The following is an 18,485-nucleotide window of genomic DNA, read 5'->3' on the forward strand; positions in this document are numbered from 1 at the left end:
GTCGGCACGAAGAGGCTCGTAGAAATGCAGGGCGAGCTGGCCGTCGGGTTCGGCGGCATAGGGCAGGCCGGGCGCGGTCCGGCGTTCGGCGCCGGGAAGGACATACTGATCGCCCTGGGCGGTCCTCTCGGTCAGCGGCACCAAGACACATCCCTTCGCCGGTTGAAGCCTCGCTCAACCTATCAGCTTTCGGCCGATCCTCTCCAGCGAATACGGCGGAATGCCGGGCGTGCGAAAGGATAACGGACCGCCACGGCGCCGAACGGCCGCCCGCACCTCCGGCACCGGTTCCGCCGTCATTCCCGCCCTGTCGGGACCGGCTGTCCCGCGCGTCGCACCAACGCCGCGAAGTCCTGTTCGGCGTGGTAGGAGGAGCGGGTCAGCGGGCTTGCCGAAACCATCCGGAAACCCTTGGCCCGCGCCACGCGTTCGTAGTCGGCGAACTCCTCCGGCGGGGCGTAGCGCACCACCGGGTGGTGGCGCGGCGTGGGCCGCAGATACTGGCCGATGGTCAGGAAATCGACGCCCGCCACCCGCAGGTCGTCCATGACCTGAAGCACCTCGGCGCGCTCTTCGCCAAGGCCCAGCATGATGCCGGACTTGGTGAAGATCTCCGGGCGCCGAGTCTTCACCTGGTCGAGAAGGCGCAACGAGTGATAGTAGCGCGCCCCCGGCCGAACCGTCGCGTACAGGCGCGGCACGGTTTCCAGATTGTGGTTGAAGACGTCCGGCCGGGCATCGGCGACGGTCTCCACGGCTCCCGTCTTGTTGCGGAAATCGGGGGTCAGGATCTCGATCGTCGTCGTGGGCGAGGCGGCGCGGACCCGTTCGATGCAACGCACGAACTGTCGGGCGCCGCCGTCCGGCAGGTCGTCGCGGTCCACCGAGGTGATGACCACATGGCGAAGGCCAAGCTCCAGAACCGCCTCGGCCAAGCGGTCCGGTTCCTGCGGATCGAGCGCGTCGGGCCGTCCCGTCGCCACGTTGCAGAAGGCGCAGGCCCGCGTGCACACGCTGCCCAGGATCATCACCGTCGCGTGCCGCTTGCTCCAGCATTCGCCGATGTTGGGACAGGCGGCCTCCTCGCAGACCGTGTGCAGGGCATGTCGGCGGACGAGGGCGCGGGTGTCCTCGTTGGCACCGGTGGACGGCGCGCGGGCCCGAAGCCAAGCCGGCTTCTCGGCCTGATGAACAGGCGCAGTGGGTGACGCGGGCATGGCCGTTATTCCACCGCGACGGCCGGGGCCGCCGGCTGCCCGATTATCTTCACGTTCCGGCCCTTGTTGTGGACCAGCTCCTCGAACCCGCGCGAGACGATCATGTTCGATCCTTCCAATTATGTCGTTGCCAATCTTGCCGTTGAACGGTGCGCATCGCCCCGATATCGCCGGGTTGCGGTCAGGCGAAGACCATCCCGCCGTCGACCAGCAGGGATTGGCCGGTCATGAAGTCGGAATCCGACGAGGCGAGGAAGCGCGCCACCCCGACCAGATCCTCCGCCGTCGACGGACGGCCCAGCACGGCGCCGGCCGCGAACTGGTTGAACGCCTCGTCCTCGGCCGTCGTCAGGCCGGTGTCGCGGAAGCCCTTGTCGATGATCTTCCACATCTCCGTCGCGACGACGCCGGGGCAGATCGCGTTGGCGGTGATCTTCTCCTTGCCGAAGGCACGCGCCGCCGCCTGGGTCAGGGCGACCACCGCGAACTTGCTGGCCGAGTAGTGGGCGAGCGGTTCGTACCCCTGCTTGCCGGCGATGGAGGCGGTGTTGATGATCTTTCCACCCCCGCCCTGCGCGCGGAAGGTCTTGATCGCCTCCTGCATGCCGATCAGCACGCCCAGCGCGTTGACGTCGGTGACGAAACGCCAGTCCTCCTCGGTGATGTCGAGGAAGGGCTTGGTCTGGGCGACGCCCGCGTTGTTGAAGAGGACGTCGAGGCGTCCGAAGGAGGCGACGGCCGTATCGATCATGCGGCGGACCGCGGCGCGGTCGCGGACGTCCACCGTGACCGCGACGGCGTCGCCACCGGTCGCGCGGATGGACTCCGCCACCGTCTTCGCATCGTCCTCCGTGCGATCGGCGATGACCATCCGCGCGCCGTCGGCCGCGAGCGCGCGGGCGATGGTGGCGCCGATCCCGCGGCCGGCGCCGGTGACGATGATGCTCTTGTCCTTGAGGGTGGGCATGGTGCGTCTCCAAGGGCCGGCCTGGGGGAGAACCGCAAGCCGGCCGCACGGGTGGAAAGGTCAGGCGTTTTTCGTGACGTGGTCCTTGACGAGGGCGTTCACCTTCCCGGCCGCCTCCATCTGCACCATGTGACCGGCGTTCGGGACCACCTCGACCCGCGCGGCGGACCCCAGCGCCGTGGCGTGGGCGGCGGGAATGATGCGGTCCTCCGCGCCCCACACGACCAGCGTCGGCACCGTCGCGGCCCCGACCGCCTCGCCGAGAACGGCCGTCTGCTCCCCGTTCTCGAACATCGAGGACGCGATGGCCCGAAGCGCACCGTCCACGCCGTCCAGCCGCTTGTACTTCAGCAGGTCGTCGATCAGCTGGCGGTTGACGAGCCCGGCGTCGGCGAACAGGGTTTCCAGCACCGGTTTCAGGTCGCGGCGCGAAGTCGCGCCGATGAAGCCCGTGATGTAGTCCTGGTTGATCTCCCGCCCCAGGCCGGCCGAGCAGATCAGCGACAGAGACGCCACCCGCTCCGGCGCGTCGAGCGCCGTGCGCATGGACACCGCACCGCCCATGGAATGGCCGACCAGATGCGCGGCCCCGATGCCCACCGCGTCCATGAAGTCCCGCACCGCCTTCGACAGGCCGGTCAGCGTCGGGTCGGGCAGCGTCTTGGCGGACTGGCCGTGTCCCGGCAGGTCCAGCGCGTAGACCGTGGCGCTCTCCGCCCGGGCGTCGATGGTGAACAGCCAGTTGTCGAGGTCGCCGCCGAAGCCGTGGACCAGCAGCACGGTCGTCGCCCCGTCGCCGCGCCTGGCGTAGCGGATGGTGCCCGCCGCCGTTTCGGCGAACTCGTAGCGCGGGCCGGCGTCGGCCCCGTCCTCCTCGCCGTCGGCGGCGGGGACGGCGTAGCCGGCGATGAAGGCGTCGATGTCGCTGTCCGGCACGTCGGGTTCGGCCAGCACGGCGATCAGCGCCTTCACCGGGTAGACGGTGCCGGGCTCGCCCAGCACCCGGCGCAGCACGCCGGCCTCGCCGGCCTCGACCACGTTGGTGATCTTGTCGGTCTCGACCTCCAGCAGGTCGTCGCCCAGCTTGACGGTGGCCCCCGGCTGCTTCAGCCAGCCGGTGACCTTGCCCTCCGACATGGACAGGCCCCACTTGGGCATGACGATGGGCTTGATGCGCTCGTTGGGAGTGGTCATGAAAAAGCGGCTCCGGGATCAGGCGGCGAGGGTGCTGCGGGGGGAGGGGGCCAGCGTGCGGCGGACGGCGGCGGCGACGGCCTCGGCACTGGGGATGTAGAGGTCCTCCAGCGAGGGCGAGAAGGGCACCGGCGTGTGCGGCGGCGTCACCATCTGGATGCCGGCCTTCAGCGCGCCGAAGGCGTTCTGCGCCACGAAGGCCGAAATGTCGGTGGCGAGGTTGCAGCGCGGGTGCGCCTCGTCCACCACGACCAGCCGGCCGGTGCGCTCCACGCTGTCGATGATGGTGTCCCAGTCGATGGGCGACAGGGTGCGCAGGTCGATCACCTCCGCCTCCACCTTGTCCCTGGCGAGCGCGTCCGCGGCCTCCATGGCGCGGTGGACGGTCAGGCCGTAGCTGACGATGGTGACGTGATCGCCGTCGCGGAGCACGTTCGCCTCGCCGAAGGGGATGGCGTAGGACTCCGCCGGCACCTCGGTCTCATGACCGTAGAGGTTCTTGTGCTCGCAGAAGATGACCGGGTCGTTGTCGCGGATCGACTGGATCAGCAGGCCCTTGGCGTCATAGGCGTTCGACGGGCAGACGACCTTCAGCCCCGGAATGTGGGTGAACAGCGGCGTGAGCATCTGCGAATGCTGGGCCGCCGCGCGGAAGCCCGCGCCGACCATGCCGCGGATCACCACCGGCGTCTCCGCCTTGCCCCCGAACATGTAGCGGAACTTGGCCGCCTGGTTGAAGATCTGGTCGAAGCAGACGCCCATGAAGTCCATGAACATCAGCTCCGCGACCGGGCGCATGCCGCAGGCGGCGGCGCCGATGGCCGCACCGATGTAGGCGGATTCCGACAGGGGCGTGTCCAGCAGACGGTCGCCGTGCTTCGCGAACAGGCCCTTGGTGACGCCCAGCACGCCGCCCCAGGCGTCGTCCTCGCCGGGCGCGCCGGTGCCGCCGACGATGTCCTCGCCCATGAGGATGACGGTCGGGTCGCGGCGCATTTCGAGGTCCAACGCCTCGTTGATCGCCGTCTTCATGCTGATTTTGCGGGACATGGTGTTTCCTCCGGTGAAGGCCGTTTCTTTGGCGTGGGCCGCTCAGTAGGCGACGTAGACATCGGTCAGCAGGTCGGCGGCGACGGGCAGCGGGGCCGCCTTGGCGCAGCGCACGGCGTCCTCGATCAGCGCGTTCACCTCGCGGTCGATGGCTTCCAACTCGGCGGGGGCGACGGTGCCGGTTTCGGTCAGGCGCTGGGCGAGCAGCGTGATGCAGTCGCGGTTGGCGCGCAGGCTCTCCACCTCGCCCTTGGCGCGGTAGGTCTGGGCGTCGCCTTCGAAATGGCCGTAGAAGCGGACCATGTTGCATTCCAGCAGCGCCGGGCCGCCGCCTTCGCGGGCGCGCCGGATGATCTCGCCGGCCGCCTCGTGCACCGCGAAGAAGTCGGTGCCGTCCACCGTCACGCCGGGCAGGCCGAAGCCGGTGGCGCGGTCGATGTAGCTGTCGCAGGACACCGCCCATTCCATGGCGGTGGATTCGGCGTAGCCGTTGTTCTCCACCACGAAGATGACCGGCAGGTTCCACACCGCCGCGAGGTTCATGCTCTCCAGGAAGGTGCCCTGGTTCGACGCGCCGTCGCCGACGAAGGTGATGCCGACTCCGCCGTCGCCCCGGAACTTGGCGGTCAGCGCCGCCCCGCAGATCAGCGGCGCGCCGGCGCCCAGGATGCCGTTGGCGCCCATCATGCCCTTCGACAGGTCGGCGATGTGCATCGACCCGCCCTTGCCCCGGCAGGCGCCGGTGGAGCGGCCGTAGATCTCCGCCATCATCTCGTGGACATCGACGCCCTTGGCGATGCAATGACCGTGGCCGCGATGGGTCGAGGCGATGCGGTCGTTGTCGTTCAGGTGCATCATGATGCCGGTGGCGCAGGCCTCCTCACCGGCGTAGAGGTGGACGAAGCCCGGAATGTCGCCCTTGGCGAAGTCGATGTGCAGACGCTCCTCGAACTCGCGGATGGTCCGCATGGTCCGGTAGGCTTGCAGCAGGTCCGCTTTGTCGAGTGGATAAGGATTGTCGGTCACGGACGTTTCTCCCTTGTCAGGTTTTTCAAAGGCAGGTTTTTCAGAGGCGGTTTTTTCAAAGCTCGGCCGTGACCGGCGCCGGGGCGCCGGTCAGCAGCCTGTACTGGGCGGCGTGCTGCATGCAGCCGCCCACGTTCACGGTGCGGAAGGCGTCGTCCCGGAGCGTCAGGGACACGCGGTCTTGCGCCGAGAATGCGATTTCCCGCTCGCCGTCGAGCGCGATGGAGCCGGCCTTCACCTCCGGCACGAACGGCACGCCGGCCGGCATGCGGCGCCAGTCAGCGACGCCGACCGAGGCCATCAGCCCCGGCGCGATGGGCGCGCGCAGCACCGTCACGCCGGACGCCGCCGTGCCGGACGCCGGTGCGCCGAGACGCACCATCAGCCCGCCGCTCTCCTCCCGCGTCACCGGCTCCAGCAGGCCGGCGATGGCCGACATGCCGATGACCTCCGGGTCGGCGAAGGTGACGAACAGCTCGCGGAAGCTGTCCGGCTTCCACAGGGCGCGGGCCCCGACGTAGCGCTCGGTCACCAGGGCGACGTCGACCAGCGCGATCTCCTCCACCCGGCCGTTGAGCGACACGTCGATGCGCTTGTTCGCCGCGAAGGCGATGTCCGCGGGCACTCGCCCGGTCACCGCCAGGCCGGTCGCCAGTCCGGTGATGGTCGGCTCGCGGTGTTCGGGAAAGGCGTTGTTGGTACCGGTGGAGATGCCGGCCACGGGCACCGCCCCGCAGTGCGCCACCACGGCGCGGTGCGTGCCGTCGCCGCCCAGCACGACGATGGCGGCGACTCCCGCCCGGCGCATCGCGTCCGCCGCCCGATGGGTGTCGGCGACGGTGCCGGTGACCGGCATGGGCAGCGGGTGAATGGCGGGGTAGGGCGCCTCGCCGTGCGCCGCCGCCCGCGACAGCCCGCGCGCCACATGGCGCCCGATGCCGCCATGCTCCGGCATCATCAGGACGTCGGTGACCCCGCAGGCGCGCAGCGCGGCCAGCACCCGCAGGACGATGTTGGCGCGATCCGTGATCTGGAGGTTCGCCGCGTTCGCGACGACCCGGCGGATGTCGCGTGCGGATACTGGATTGGCAATGATGCCGACGGCCGGTGCCACGCGTCCACCCCTTCGCTTCGCTGTTTTGAAGGGGTCTATGGCAAGAGCCGTGCCAAATGTGCGTGTGGCTGACTATCGTGGTTCCGCAACGGTTTGCGCGACGAGTGGCGGTGTTGCGATCACCTCACCTGTTGCATGACCTGTTGCAGGGGCGTTGCAACAGGTGTTGCATGCCTCAATCCAGCCGGTGCGGCGGGACGATGCCGAAACGGCGCATCTGGCGGTGGACGGTCGAGCGGTCCACGCCCATGTCCCGCGCCGCCGCCGACACGTTCCAGTGCAGGCGGCGCAGCACCTCGCGCAGGCGGACGGCGGGGTCGTCGCTGTCCGGGGCGGCTGTCGGAGCGCCCGCCGGCCACGCCTTGAACACGTCGCTGCGCTGCATGGGGTCGGGAATGTCCATCAGCTCGATCAGCCCGTCGGTGCAGACGGCGCAGGCGTAGTCGAGCGCGTTCACCAGCTCGCGCACGTTGCCGGGCCAGCCATGGGCGCGCAAGGCCGCCAGCGCCGGGGCGGCGATGGCGTAGGCGATGCCGTCCCGCTCCGTCCGCTCGGCCAGCAGCCGGTCGATCAGCCAGTCGAGGTCGCCGCGCTGGCGCAGCGGCGGCACGGTGAACACCGCGCCGTTGAGACGGAAATACAAGTCGTCGCGGAACGTTCCGGCCTTGATCAGCTCGACCAGATCGCGGTGGGTCGCGGCGATGACGCGCACGTCCACCGACACCGCCCTGGTGCGGCCGACGGGCGTGACCTCCCGCTCCGCCAGGACCCGCAACAGGCGTGTCTGCGAGGACAGCGGCATGTCGCCGATCTCGTCCAGGAACAGCGTGCCGCCGTCCGCCTCCAGGATCAGCCCCTTCTTGCCCCGCGACGCGGCCCCGGTGAAGGAGCCGGGCTCATGGCCGAACAGCTCGCTTTCGATCAGCGCCTCCGGCAGCGCGGCGCAGTTCACGGCGACGAAGGGCTTGGCCGCGCGCACGCTCGACTGGTGCAGGGCCTTGGCGAGGTGCTCCTTGCCGGTGCCGGTCTCGCCGTGGATCAGCAGGCTCATCCGCGTGTTCACCAGCTTCGCCGCGCGCGTCAGCACCGCCTTCAGCGCCGGATCGCCGCCGCACATCGCCTGGAGCGGCTTGGGCAGGCTTCCCTCGTCTCCTTTGTGTGGGCGCGGGACGGCGATGGCCGGAGGCGGCATCGCCTGCGCGAACAGGGGGGTCCCGCTGCGCCGCAGGCGGAGGGTGCGCTGGTCGGTGGGCTGAGAGCGCACGAACCGCACTAGGTCGTCCACCTGGCAGTCGAACAGGTCGGAGAAGGATCGTCCGATGAGTTGCTCCCGGCCCTCCCCCTCGCCGGCCAGCAGTCGACACGCGCGGTGATTGAAGCCGATGATCCGCCCGGCGCCGTCCAGCGCGATCACGAAGTCCGGATCGACTTCCGCGAACTCCTGGGAGGCGGAGAGCTTGACCACCCACTCCCGGCGGAAATTGTTGTAGAGGTTGGCGTTTTCGATCTTGTGCGTGTAGGCCTTGACCAGTTGGAGGGCCAGATACTGGCTGATCTTGGGCTCCGGCGAACGGAGCGCGGAGATGTCCAGCACCGCCGCAAGCCCGCCGCCGCTGTGGAACACCGGAGCCGCCGTGCAGGTCAGGGGAATGTGGGTCGCGTCGAAATGGTCCGTCTGGTGGACGGTCAACGCCTCGCCCGTGGCGATGCAGGTGCCGACCGCGCAGGTGCCGGCCCGGCCCTCGTTCCAGTCCGCGCCGAGATAGAGGCCGGTCCGGCGCAGGTCGTCGTCCGACGCCCGGTCGCCGATGAAGTCGACGGTGACGCCGTTGCTGTCGGTCAGCAGCAGGGCGTAGCCCATGCCGGCCACCTGATGATACAGCGCCTCCAGCCCGAAACGGGCCATGCGCAGGAACTCGTCCATCGCGTCGCGGTGCAGGCACAGGCGCTCGTGCGGCAGGATGTAGGCCTCGCGCCGGACGGTCGGGTCCAGCTTGTGATCGGCCACGCACCGGCGCCAGGATGCGGTGATGATGGCGTCGCGCTTCGACGCGATCCCTTCCGAGACGCGGACCAATTCGTTGATGTGCGCCGCTTTGGCGTTCTCCATCAGCGTATCCTCCCTGGAGCGCAAGCGCTCTGATCTGGTCAGCCGAATCGGAGCAATATATCAAGCGCCGCGTCGCACAGGCAATTTGTGCAATAGTATTGCAGGCAGCCTGTGCTGCGGCCCGGAAATGCGCCACACCCCAATGACTGACTGACGCTCAACCCCTCCCGACGGGCCCCTGGAGATCGCCGTCGACACGGCGCCACAGGTTCAGCGGGTTGCCGTCCTGAACCGCCTCGGGCAGCAGCGCCGCCGGAACATCCTGGTAACAGACGGGGCGCAAAAAGCGGCGGATCGCCAGGGCCCCCACCGAGGTGGTGCGGCTGTCGGAGGTCGCCGGAAAGGGGCCGCCGTGGACGATGGCGTGGCACACCTCGACCCCCGTCGGCCAGCCGTTGAACAGCACCCGCCCAGCCTTCCGCTCCAGCGTCGGGAAGAGCTGGCGGGCCATGTCGGCGTCCGCGTCGTCGGTGTGCACGGTGGCGGTGAGTTGGCCCTCCAGACGCTCGGCCACCGCGCGCATCGTCGCCACCTCGGGGCAGCGGACCACCAGCGAGGCGGAGCCGAACACCTCCTCCTGCAAGCCCGGGTCGGACAGGAAGGCCGCGGCGTCGGTGGCGAACAGCGCCGCCTGGCACTGGTTCGGCCCGGCGCAGGCCTGCCCGCGCGCGACCGTCCGCACGTCCGAACGTGCCGTCAGCCGGCGCACGCCGTCGTCATAGGCGGCGTGGATGCCCGGTGTCAGCATGGTGGCCGCCGCGCTCTCCCGCAAGGCTGCCGAAGCCGCCTCCAGGAAACGGTCCAGGCCGGGGCCGTCCACCGCCAGGACGAGCCCCGGATTCGTGCAGAACTGACCGGCGCCCATGGTCAACGAGGCGGCGAACGCCTTGCCAAGCGTCTCCGCGCGCGTCTCCAACGCGGCGGGCAGCAGGAATATCGGGTTGACGCTGCTCATCTCGGCATAGACGGGGATGGGCTCCCGCCGCGCCGCCGCGACGTTCATCAGCGCGATGCCGCCCCGGCGCGAACCGGTGAAGCCCACGGCCTTGATGCGCCAATCGGCAACCAGCGCGGTTCCGGCCGCATGGCCGGAATCGAACAGCATGGAGAACACGCCGTCCGGCAGGCGGCATTCGGCAACCGCAGCCTGGATGGCGCGCCCGACCAGTTCCGATGTGCCGGGATGGGCGGGATGCGCCTTGATGACCACCGGGCAACCGGCGGCCAGCGCCGACGCGGTGTCACCGCCGGCCACGGAAAAGGCCAGCGGGAAGTTGCTGGCGCCGAACACCGCCACCGGGCCCAGCGCGATGTGGCGCTGGCGCAGGTCGGGCCGCGGCAGGGGGCTGCGCTCGGGCTGTGCCCGGTCGATATGGGCGTCGAGCCAACCGCCCTCCCGCACCACTTGGGCGAACAGGCGCAATTGGCCGACGGTCCGGCCGCGCTCGCCCTCGATACGGGAACGCGGCAGGCCGCTCTCGGCAACGGCCCGCTCGACCAGCGCGTCGCCCAGGTCGAGGATGCGCCGGGCGATGGTCTCCAGGAAACGGGCGCGGGTCTCCGGGCCCGTTTCACGAAAGATGTCGAACGCCTCCCAGGCCAGAGCGCAGGCGCGCTCCACCTCGTCCTCGGTGCCACCGCCGAACGCCGGCTCCATCTCGCGGCCGGTGGCGGGGTCGACTGCCCGGAAGGCGACGCCCTTGCCATACACGCCGCCGCCGCCGATCAGCATCTCGCCAGTCATCGTCATGGCACGTTCCTGTCAGGGGGTTCTTGAATTGCAGCGCGGAGGACTCCTGGGAGCCCTCCGCGCGTGGTCACGATGATGAGCAGCCGACGCGTCACGTCAGGACGGGGCGCGCCTTGGCTGCGTCCACGAGCTTCAAGGCGCCCGCCAGCGCCCAGGAGCCGAGGGTCACCACCGCGAGGGCGATGGCGAGCGGGCGGTCGAAGAACACGGACACGTCTCCGCCGCTCTTCAGCATGGACGTCATGAAGGTCTGCTCGATCACAGGCCCGAGGATCAGGCCGAGCACCGCCGGAGCGACCGGAATGTCGTTGGCTTCCATGAAATAGCCGAGCAGACCGACGATGGCGATGATTCCGACCGCGAACAGCGTGTTCTCGACCGAAAAGGCCCCGACGATGCAGAAGAGCAGGATGATCGGTGTCAGGTAGGTCCTCGGCACCTTCAGGATCAGGCCGAAGGTGCGGATGCACAGGATGCCCAGCGGAATCATCAGGAGGTTCGCGACGAAGAAGATCGCGAAGATCGAGTAGATCGCCGTCGGGTTGTTGAGAAAGATGGTCGGGCCGGGGTTGAGACCCTTCAGGAACATGACGCTGATCACGATGGCGGTGATCGCGTCGCCGGGAATTCCGAACACGGTCGCCGGGATGTAGGCTCCACCCAGGCTGGCGTTGTTCGCCGCGCCGGCGGAGATGAGGCGTTCGACCTTCTGGTCGAGGGCGTTCGGGTCCTTGCCCTTTTGCGACCGGCGGGTGACCGCGTAGGAGATCCATGCGGCGATGTCCGCGCCGGCCCCCGGCAGAGCGCCGACGAGCGTTCCCAGCGTGCTTCCGCGCAGGACCTCGCGGCGGTGTCGCCACATCAGGCGCCCCATCCCGGCGCTGACCGAGCCGACCGCCGGCTGCGCCCGCCGTTCGTCGGTTGGCGGAAGCGTCACGGTGCGCAGCAGCTCGGAGATCGCGAAGACGCCGATGAGCAGCGGAATCAGGCCGAGGCCGCCGAGCAGATTGGTGACGCCGAAGGTGAAGCGGGGGGTTCCGGAGACCGGGTCCATCCCGATGGTCGACAGCCCCAGCCCGAACAGCAGGGCCGCCACCCCCTTGAGAAGCGACGATCCGCCGACGAAGGTCGCGCAGCTGAGGCCCAGGACCGCGAGCCAGAAATATTCCACGCTGCTGAACTGAAGCGCCAGTTCGGCGAGGTTCGGAGCCGCCAGGGTCAGGACCAGGGCGCTCAGCAGGCCCCCCAGGACCGAGGAGAACAGGCCCGCTCCGAGGGACAGTCCGGCCTTGCCTTCGCGCGTCAGGCTGTACGCGTCGTCGGTGTAGGCCGCCGACGCCGGCGTGCCCGGCATGCGCATGAGCGCGCCCGGGATGTCGCCGGCAAAGATGGCCATGGCGGAGGAGGTGATGATGGCCGCGATAGCCGGCACGGGTTCCATGAACATGACGACCGGCACCAGCAGGGCCGTGGCCATCAGCGCGGTCAGGCCGGGGATCGCCCCCAGCACCAGCCCGTAGATGGCCGAAGCGACGATCACCAGCAGCAAGTGGACGTCGAGCAGGACGCCGAGAACGTCCGTAAGGATCACCATAGCAGCCACCCCGAAATGGTCTGAAGCGGTCCCCACGGCAGGGGTACGTGGAGCACGGAGGCGAAGATCGCCGTCAGCACGACCGCGGTGACGGCTCCCGCCGGCACGCTGCGGCGCAGGGGCACACCGGATACGGCCAGCACGAGGACCATCACCAGGACGGCGGTGAGCAGGAAGCCGGCCGCGTCGACGATCAGCACGTAGAGGGCGATCGCGGCGGGGATGGAGCAGAACCGCACCCAGCCCTGCCGGGTCCGCGACCACTCCGGCCGGTGCCAGAGGGGTTCGGTGCGCAAGGTGCGGAGGCCGAGCAGAGCGATGACCCCTCCGACGAGGATCAGCCCCGAACCGATGATCAGCGGGAAGAATCCGGGGCCGAACTTGAGGTGGCGCGGCGGCTTCAGGTCGGCCGCGTGGTCGATCATCAGGATGCCGATCACGATGAAGAACAGACCGACGAGGACGTCTTGAACTTTCATGGCGGATAGCCTCCACCGTCAGAAGGAATGCATGGTTTGCCCGGCTCCCCGCTGGTCACTTGCCGTAACCAAGGGCGTCCATGACGCGGGCGGTGTCCTTCTCGTGCCGCAGCATCAGCTCCTCAAGCTGCTTGCCGTTCAGGTACTTGACCCCGAAGTTCGCCTTCGCCATGGCGTCCTTGTACGCCGGGCTCTGCGTTGCCTTGGCGACCGCGGCGTCCAGCTTCGCGACCACGTCGCCCGGCATTCCGGCCGGACCGCCGAGGGCCCGCCACGTTCCGCCGTCGACGGCGGTGCCGATGGACTGCTTGGTGGTGGGCGCGTCGGGGAATCCGGGCACCGGCTCGGGGCTCAGAACGGCCAGGGGACGCACGCGGCCGGCCGACATCAGGGCGGACGCCTCGGGAAGGGAGGCGGTCTGGAAATCCACGCCGCCCGCCGCGAGCTCGATGAGGCCGGGTGCGGCGCCCTGGCCCGGCACCCATTTGATCGTGGCGACGTCGATCCCATAGTCGAGCATCATGCCGGCCACCGGGATGTCCCACACGCTGCCGCAGCCGCCGCTGCAGTGAACCTTGAAGGATCCCGGAGAGGCCTTGATCGCCTCCAGGGCCGTCTTCAGGTCCTTGAAGCGGGACCCGGAACCGACCAGAAGGGAGGAGGAGTCACCGTTGAAGTTGGCGATCGGCGTGAAGTCCTTGGCCGAGAAGTCGGCTTGTCCCGTCGCCTTGTACCCCGCGTACGGGAAGAGAAGCCCGATGGTGTAGCCGTCGGGCGTGGCGTTCTTGATCGCCGTCAGGCCGACCACGCCACCGCCCTGGCCCTGGTTGATGATGGTGATCGGCTGCCCGAGGATGTCCTTCAGTTCCCGCGCCAGGATGCGGGTCGTCGTATCGCCGCCGCCGCCGGCCGCCGCCGGAACGATGATCGTCACCGGGCGCTCGGGATATTCGGCCTGCGCCGTGCCGGCCAGACCGGCGAAAGCCATCAGAACGGATGCAAGAACGCTGATGCGCATGGATTTCCCTCCCGTTGCCGTCCGAGGCGCGCACGCCATCGGATCGATATCTTACTTGTTGTACCCGACGGCGTTGATCGCGCGTGCGGTCTCCTGCTCGTGCTGCTCCATGAAGGCCCTCAGCTCGGTCCGTCCAAGCCAGGCCGCCCCGAACCGGCGCGCCTTCATCTCGCTCTGGAAGCGGTCGCTCTCGAACGCGTCCTTCACCGCGGATTCGATCCGCGCCACGAGCGCGGGGTCCATGCCGGGGGGGCCGGCCAGACCGCGCCAGGTGCCGCCGCTGTACGGCTTGCCGACCTGTTCGCCGACGGTGGCGACGTCCGGGTAGCCCTCGATGCGTTTCTCGCTCATCACCGCGATGCTGCGGACCCGGCCCGCGTCGCGCAACGCGTCGACCTCGGGAAGCGAGCACAGGACGACATCGACGCCGCCGGAGGCCAGTTCCTGCAGCCCGGCCGCCGATCCGGCGGCGGGAATCAGATTGAGCCGCTTGGCATCGACGCCCTGGTCGAGAAGCAGGGAAATGAAGGGGATGTCCCAACTGGCGTTGCACGTGCCGCCGCACGAGATGCGGAGCGAACCGGGATCCGCCTTAAGCTTGGCCACGATGTCCGCCACGCTCTTCAGCGGGGAGTTCTGCGCAACGTGCACCGCCGCGGGATCGGCGTTGAACTGGGCGATCGGGGTGTAGCTCGCCGACGTGAAATCGGCCTGTCCCAGCAGCTTGTACTGGGCGAACGGGGCGATCTGGCCGAGCGTGTAGCCGTCGGGCTTGGCCGTCGTATAGGTCGTCATCCCGACGACGCCCGACGCCTGAGGCTGGTTCACGACGTTGAAGGGCCGGCCGAGCTTGGCTTCGAGTTCCCGGGCGAGCAGGCGCATCGTGTAGTCGCTGCCGCCCCCGGCCCCGGCAATGACGATCAGCGTCACCGGCCGCTCGGGCCATTCGGCGAGAGCCGGCGCGGCCCCCGCAAGACACGTCAACATGGCAACGGTGGCCGCCGTTCCACGGCCGAGCCTGCCTATGGGCAGTCCCATCATGAGCGTCTCCTCCAAGACATGCCGCAGGGCGGTTCGGCGCCCTGCCTTTTCTGTCGTATCCCACGATACGGGATGTTCGTCAAGCCAACATACTTATATAACCAGCATTGACAACGTTAATCAGCGTTGACAGGTTATGGGCGCTGAACGCAAATACCGCAATGTGGGACACACAAAGAGGAAACGTCCAAATGTCAACTTCGCTGAGCGGCATCATCCCCCCTCTGGTCACACCGTTCACGGCCGACGGGGAGATCGATGAGGCGGCGTTCCGCGCCCAGGTGCGGTTCATGCTGCAAAAGGGCGTCCACGGCGCCTGCGTTGGAGGAAGCACCGGCGAGGGGCACACCCTCTCGACCGAGGAGCTGACGCGTCTCGTCGCCATTTCCTGCGAGGAGGTCGACGGCGCCGTTCCCGTTGTGGCGGGCATCATCGTCAACAGCACCCGCGACGCCATCGCCAAGGCCAGGGCCCTGGAGCACCTGCCGGTGGCGGCCTTGCAGGTGACGCCCGTCCACTACGTCTTCAAACCCGACGAGGACGCGACGCTGGCGCATTTCCGCACGCTCGCCAGCGAGACGCGGATGCCGATCGTCATCTACAACGTGGTGCCCTGGAACTACCTGTCGCCGTCGCTCCTGGTCCGCATCATGAAGGAGATCGACAGCGTCATCGGCGTCAAGCAGAGCGCCGGCGACCTCAAGCTGATGGCCGATCTGCTGAACGAGCAGGTGCCGGGCAAGCTCGTCTTCACGGCGGTCGACGCGCTTCTCTACCCGTCCTTCGCGCTGGGAGCCCACGGCACCATCGCGGCGAACCCGGCCGCGGTGCCCGGCGTGACCGTCGCGCTGTGGAACGCCGTGCAGGCTGGCGACCATCCGCGCGCGCTGGAAATCCACCGGAGTCTGCTGGCCTTCTGGAACACGATCAACGGCGACAACCTGCCGGGGTGCGTCAAGCATTCGCTCAGCCGGCAAGGGTGCGAGGTCGGCGTCCCGCGCCAGCCGATGCCCGCCGCCACCGAGGCGCAGAAGGCGCGCATCGATGCCGCCCTGCGCGAGGTGCTTCGTTACGAGGCCTCGCCGACAACGGCCGCGGCGGAATAACCGCGTCGGCCGAAGCCATGGAATGCCGGCCACCCTCGGAAGCGCGCTTGCGAGGGTGGCATCCCCAGGGAGGGACGCCAGGGAGGGACGATGAGCACGTCGACACGACTTGACCCCGAAGGGCCGGTTGGCCGATCTTTGCTTCGCCCTGCGCCTGAAGCAGGCGGAACAGGGCTCAACGGCCAAGCCCGATACGCCTGTCCGGCAGGGGAGCAGAAGGAACAGGCATTCTTGAAGACGAACAACATCAAGTCAGCTGGAAAGATGCTCAGCGTCCTTGAATGTTTTTCCACGGTCGACCGCAGGCTGTCGCTCGCCGATGTGGCGCGCCGGACCAAGCTTCCGCGCAGCACGGCACACCGCCTTATTCTCACGCTCAAGGAAATCGGGTTCCTGGAACAGGACCACAGCCGCGACGAGTACCGGCTCGGCATCAAGCTCTTCGAGCTGGGATCGATCGTTCTGGCCAACATGGACGTGCACCGCGTGGCGAAGCCGTACGTGGACGCGCTCAGCACGCTGTCGCGGGAGACCGTCCACCTGTGCGTCTTCGACGGCATGAAGATGGTCTTCATCGAGCGGGGCGCGGGGGGCCGGTCCGGCCAGAACAACGCGACGACGACGATGGAGGCGTCGCCCTGCCATTGCACCGGTGTCGGCAAGGCGACCCTGGCCTTCCAATCCGACCTCGTCATCGACCGCGTCCTCGGGATGGGGCTTCCGGCCTACACACGCAACACCCTCACCGACCCCGACCGGCTGAGGGAGGATCTGGCGGCGATCCGCCAGCGCGGATACGCCATCGACGACGGTGAGATCGACATCGGCGTGCGCTGCGTCGCCGCGCCGATCCGCAACACCAGCGGCCATGTCTTCGCCGCGGTGAGCGTGAGCGGCCCCGCCACGCGCATGACGCACGAACGGGTGCAGAGCCTCGCCCCGGTCGTCATGAGCCACGCGGAGTCGATTTCGCTCCAGCTGGGCTACAGCAACGGTGACGACGCCGCGGCGCTGGCGCTCACCACACCCATCACGTAACGGGCGGGACCGGGCCCCAGCGTCCGGCCCCAAGCCCCACAAGCCCGCATCCGACCATCGAATCCTTCCAGGCACCGACGCGCCGGAGCGCTGCGGGCGGAGGGCTGTCATGGCGCGCGGACGCGGCGCAACGGGAGGAATCCATCGTGAAGAAGCTGATCAACGATCCTGCGCATTATGTGGACGAGATGCTTGACGGGCTGTGCGCCGCCCATCCGTCACTCATGCGCGATGGACCGGCGGGCCGGGTGATCCGCCGCACCGAAGGCGCCCGGTCGGGCAAGGTCGGCATCGTGACCGGCGGCGGATCCGGACACCTGCCCCTGTTCACCGGCTATGTCGGTCCGGGCCTCGTCGACGCCTGCTCGATCGGCAACGTCTTCGAAGGCCCCACCGTGGATTCCTGCATGGCCGCGATCAAGGCGGCGGACGGCGGGCGCGGTGTCCTGCGCCTGTACGGGAACTACGGCGGCGACCGTATGAACTTCGACATGGCGGGGGAGTTCCTGGAGGACGAGGGCCTGGAGCTGAGCACGGTGCTCGGCACCGACGACATCGCCAGCGCCGCCCCCGAGGAACGCAGCAAGAGGCGCGGCGTCGCCGGCATCGTCTACGCCTACAAGATCGCCGGCGCCCGGGCCGACGAGGGCGCCTCGCTGGCCGAGGTGACCGCGGCGGCGGCGAAGGCCGTGGAGCGGACGCGGACCATCGGCTGCGCCCTCTCGTCCTGCCAGATCCCCGGTGCGGCGGAACCGTCGTTCCGCATCGCCCAAGGCGACATGGAAATGGGCATCGGCATCCACGGCGAACCCGGCATCTGGCGCGACACGCTCAAGCCGGCGGATGCCGTCGCGGACGAGATGCTCGACCGCCTTCTGGCGGAACGCCCCGAGGGAAGCGGAAACCGGGTGTCGGTCCTGGTCAACAGCCTCGGCGCCACCCCCCTGGAAGAGCTCTTCATCCTGTACCGGCGCGTCGCGGAACGGCTGGACAAGGCTGGGCTGGCGGTCGTCCAGCCCCTGGTCGGGCCTTATGTGACCTCGATGGAAATGGCCGGCGTGTCGCTCAGCCTTTGCTTCCTCGACGATGAGCTGGAACGGCTTCTCGCCGCTCCGGCATCCTGCCCCTTCTGGAAGGTTGGTTGACCATGGGCCTGACCGTCACGCACATCGCCGCCGGTGTCGCCCTCGCGCACGCGCGCATGACGACCCTTGAACAGGAACTCAACGCGGCCGACGCCAGGCTCGGCGACGGGGACACCGGCGGCATGCTGCGCCGGGTGCTGGATCTCATGGCCGGGCAGCGGATGGATGGGATCGACGATGTCGGGGTGAGCCTGGGCATCCTTGCCAAGGCCGCGACCGCCGCCACGGGATCGAGCCTCGGCACCTTGCTCGCGACCGGGCTCCTGACGATGTCGAAGAGGACGAAGGGGCGGACCGAAATCCCCTGGAGCGAACTGGCTCCCCTTCTCGAACAGGCGCGCGATGCCGTCATGGCGCGAGGCGGCGCGAAGCTTGGGGACAAGACCGTGGTCGATGCGCTCGATGCGGTCACCTCGGCCCTGGCCGGCGCCGGGAATCAGGCCGCGATCCGCGCAGGAGCGGTCGCAGCCTGTGACGAGGCGCTCGTCCGCTTCCGGAACGAACCTTGCCGCATGGGACGTGCCCGCATGTATGCCGACAAGAGCATCGGCGTGGATGATCCCGGCATGCTCGCTTTCGCGCGGCTCACCGAGAGCATCTGCCGGCGTGGCGCGTGAGGCACCGTCGGCTCGCTCG

The 18,485-nt window shown here is 68.8% G+C and carries 16 protein-coding genes; 4 read left to right on the forward strand and 12 right to left on the reverse strand.

Annotated elements, in window-relative coordinates; translation table 11 throughout:
- Positions 1-296 precede the first annotated feature (296 nt).
- From lipA to GBZ26_RS01465, 12 genes are all read right to left on the reverse strand, one after another.
- Positions 297-1,217, reverse strand: coding sequence for a lipoyl synthase (gene lipA, locus GBZ26_RS01410; protein WP_174437269.1), 921 nt, complete (start codon positions 1,215-1,217; stop codon positions 297-299).
- A gap of 181 nt (positions 1,218-1,398) precedes the next feature.
- Positions 1,399-2,184 (reverse strand): SDR family NAD(P)-dependent oxidoreductase, encoded by a 786-nt coding sequence (locus GBZ26_RS01415; protein ID WP_174437270.1) that lies wholly within the window; start codon positions 2,182-2,184, stop codon positions 1,399-1,401.
- 60 nt (positions 2,185-2,244) lie between these two features.
- On the reverse strand, positions 2,245-3,378 hold the full coding sequence (locus tag GBZ26_RS01420) for an acetoin dehydrogenase dihydrolipoyllysine-residue acetyltransferase subunit (RefSeq protein ID WP_174437271.1): 1,134 nt from the start codon (positions 3,376-3,378) through the stop codon (positions 2,245-2,247).
- An 18-nt stretch (positions 3,379-3,396) separates the two neighbouring features.
- Positions 3,397-4,428 (reverse strand): alpha-ketoacid dehydrogenase subunit beta, encoded by a 1,032-nt coding sequence (locus GBZ26_RS01425; RefSeq protein ID WP_137115767.1) that lies wholly within the window; start codon positions 4,426-4,428, stop codon positions 3,397-3,399.
- A gap of 42 nt (positions 4,429-4,470) precedes the next feature.
- On the reverse strand, positions 4,471-5,454 hold the full coding sequence (locus tag GBZ26_RS01430) for a thiamine pyrophosphate-dependent enzyme (protein WP_174437272.1): 984 nt from the start codon (positions 5,452-5,454) through the stop codon (positions 4,471-4,473).
- Positions 5,455-5,509: 55 nt separating this feature from the next.
- On the reverse strand, positions 5,510-6,568 hold the full coding sequence (locus GBZ26_RS01435; RefSeq protein ID WP_174437273.1) for an NAD(+)/NADH kinase: 1,059 nt from the start codon (positions 6,566-6,568) through the stop codon (positions 5,510-5,512).
- A 175-nt stretch (positions 6,569-6,743) separates the two neighbouring features.
- Positions 6,744-8,678 carry a sigma-54-dependent Fis family transcriptional regulator gene (locus GBZ26_RS01440; RefSeq protein ID WP_174437274.1) on the reverse strand — a complete coding sequence of 645 codons (1,935 nt, stop codon included), beginning with the start codon at positions 8,676-8,678 and terminating at the stop codon, positions 6,744-6,746.
- A 157-nt stretch (positions 8,679-8,835) separates the two neighbouring features.
- Positions 8,836-10,428 carry an aldehyde dehydrogenase (NADP(+)) gene (locus GBZ26_RS01445; protein ID WP_174437275.1) on the reverse strand — a complete coding sequence of 531 codons (1,593 nt, stop codon included), beginning with the start codon at positions 10,426-10,428 and terminating at the stop codon, positions 8,836-8,838.
- A gap of 91 nt (positions 10,429-10,519) precedes the next feature.
- A complete protein-coding gene (locus GBZ26_RS01450) occupies positions 10,520-12,022 on the reverse strand; it encodes a tripartite tricarboxylate transporter permease (protein ID WP_174437276.1) in 1,503 nt (500 codons plus the stop codon).
- Positions 12,016-12,501 carry a tripartite tricarboxylate transporter TctB family protein gene (locus GBZ26_RS01455; protein ID WP_174437277.1) on the reverse strand — a complete coding sequence of 162 codons (486 nt, stop codon included), beginning with the start codon at positions 12,499-12,501 and terminating at the stop codon, positions 12,016-12,018. Before GBZ26_RS01455 ends, GBZ26_RS01450 begins: the two co-directional genes overlap by 7 nt.
- A gap of 55 nt (positions 12,502-12,556) precedes the next feature.
- Entirely contained in the window at positions 12,557-13,519 is a 963-nt protein-coding gene (locus GBZ26_RS01460) for a tripartite tricarboxylate transporter substrate binding protein (RefSeq protein WP_174437278.1), read from the reverse strand.
- Between the two features lie 51 nt (positions 13,520-13,570).
- Complete coding sequence (locus GBZ26_RS01465; RefSeq protein ID WP_174437279.1) at positions 13,571-14,560, reverse strand: Bug family tripartite tricarboxylate transporter substrate binding protein; 990 nt, start codon at positions 14,558-14,560, stop codon at positions 13,571-13,573.
- Between the two features lie 191 nt (positions 14,561-14,751).
- On the opposite strand from GBZ26_RS01465, the gene GBZ26_RS01470 reads away from it, so the two are divergent.
- The 4 genes from GBZ26_RS01470 to GBZ26_RS01485 all read left to right on the forward strand — a co-directional run bounded on the left by GBZ26_RS01470 (position 14,752) and on the right by GBZ26_RS01485 (position 18,466).
- Positions 14,752-15,666: a dihydrodipicolinate synthase family protein gene (locus GBZ26_RS01470; protein WP_174437280.1), complete on the forward strand. Its 915-nt coding sequence runs from the start codon at positions 14,752-14,754 to the stop codon at positions 15,664-15,666.
- A gap of 231 nt (positions 15,667-15,897) precedes the next feature.
- Positions 15,898-16,704 carry an IclR family transcriptional regulator gene (locus tag GBZ26_RS01475; protein WP_174437281.1) on the forward strand — a complete coding sequence of 269 codons (807 nt, stop codon included), beginning with the start codon at positions 15,898-15,900 and terminating at the stop codon, positions 16,702-16,704.
- Between the two features lie 146 nt (positions 16,705-16,850).
- Positions 16,851-17,849 carry a dihydroxyacetone kinase subunit DhaK gene (locus tag GBZ26_RS01480; protein WP_174437282.1) on the forward strand — a complete coding sequence of 333 codons (999 nt, stop codon included), beginning with the start codon at positions 16,851-16,853 and terminating at the stop codon, positions 17,847-17,849.
- Positions 17,850-17,851: 2 nt separating this feature from the next.
- Positions 17,852-18,466, forward strand: a complete 615-nt coding sequence (locus tag GBZ26_RS01485) for a DAK2 domain-containing protein (RefSeq protein WP_174437283.1) — start codon at positions 17,852-17,854, stop codon at positions 18,464-18,466.
- The last annotated feature ends 19 nt before the right edge of the window (positions 18,467-18,485 follow it).

This window comes from Azospirillum formosense (assembly GCF_013340925.1).
Classification (GTDB): Bacteria; Pseudomonadota; Alphaproteobacteria; order Azospirillales; family Azospirillaceae; genus Azospirillum; species Azospirillum formosense.

What these genes read in the sequence shown, in the direction of transcription:
- GBZ26_RS01450 (WP_174437276.1), bottom strand. Translation starts at nt 12,022, where the DNA reads ATGGTGATCCTTACGGACGTTCTCGGCGTCCTGCTCGACGTCCACTTG.
- GBZ26_RS01470 (WP_174437280.1), top strand. Translation starts at nt 14,752, where the DNA reads ATGTCAACTTCGCTGAGCGGCATCATCCCCCCTCTGGTCACACCGTTC.
- lipA (WP_174437269.1), bottom strand. Translation starts at nt 1,217, where the DNA reads ATGCCCGCGTCACCCACTGCGCCTGTTCATCAGGCCGAGAAGCCGGCT.
- GBZ26_RS01415 (WP_174437270.1), bottom strand. Translation starts at nt 2,184, where the DNA reads ATGCCCACCCTCAAGGACAAGAGCATCATCGTCACCGGCGCCGGCCGC.
- GBZ26_RS01425 (WP_137115767.1), bottom strand. Translation starts at nt 4,428, where the DNA reads ATGTCCCGCAAAATCAGCATGAAGACGGCGATCAACGAGGCGTTGGAC.
- GBZ26_RS01485 (WP_174437283.1), top strand. Translation starts at nt 17,852, where the DNA reads ATGGGCCTGACCGTCACGCACATCGCCGCCGGTGTCGCCCTCGCGCAC.
- GBZ26_RS01420 (WP_174437271.1), bottom strand. Translation starts at nt 3,378, where the DNA reads ATGACCACTCCCAACGAGCGCATCAAGCCCATCGTCATGCCCAAGTGG.
- GBZ26_RS01445 (WP_174437275.1), bottom strand. Translation starts at nt 10,428, where the DNA reads ATGACGATGACTGGCGAGATGCTGATCGGCGGCGGCGGCGTGTATGGC.
- GBZ26_RS01455 (WP_174437277.1), bottom strand. Translation starts at nt 12,501, where the DNA reads ATGAAAGTTCAAGACGTCCTCGTCGGTCTGTTCTTCATCGTGATCGGC.
- GBZ26_RS01465 (WP_174437279.1), bottom strand. Translation starts at nt 14,560, where the DNA reads ATGATGGGACTGCCCATAGGCAGGCTCGGCCGTGGAACGGCGGCCACC.
- GBZ26_RS01460 (WP_174437278.1), bottom strand. Translation starts at nt 13,519, where the DNA reads ATGCGCATCAGCGTTCTTGCATCCGTTCTGATGGCTTTCGCCGGTCTG.
- GBZ26_RS01440 (WP_174437274.1), bottom strand. Translation starts at nt 8,678, where the DNA reads ATGGAGAACGCCAAAGCGGCGCACATCAACGAATTGGTCCGCGTCTCG.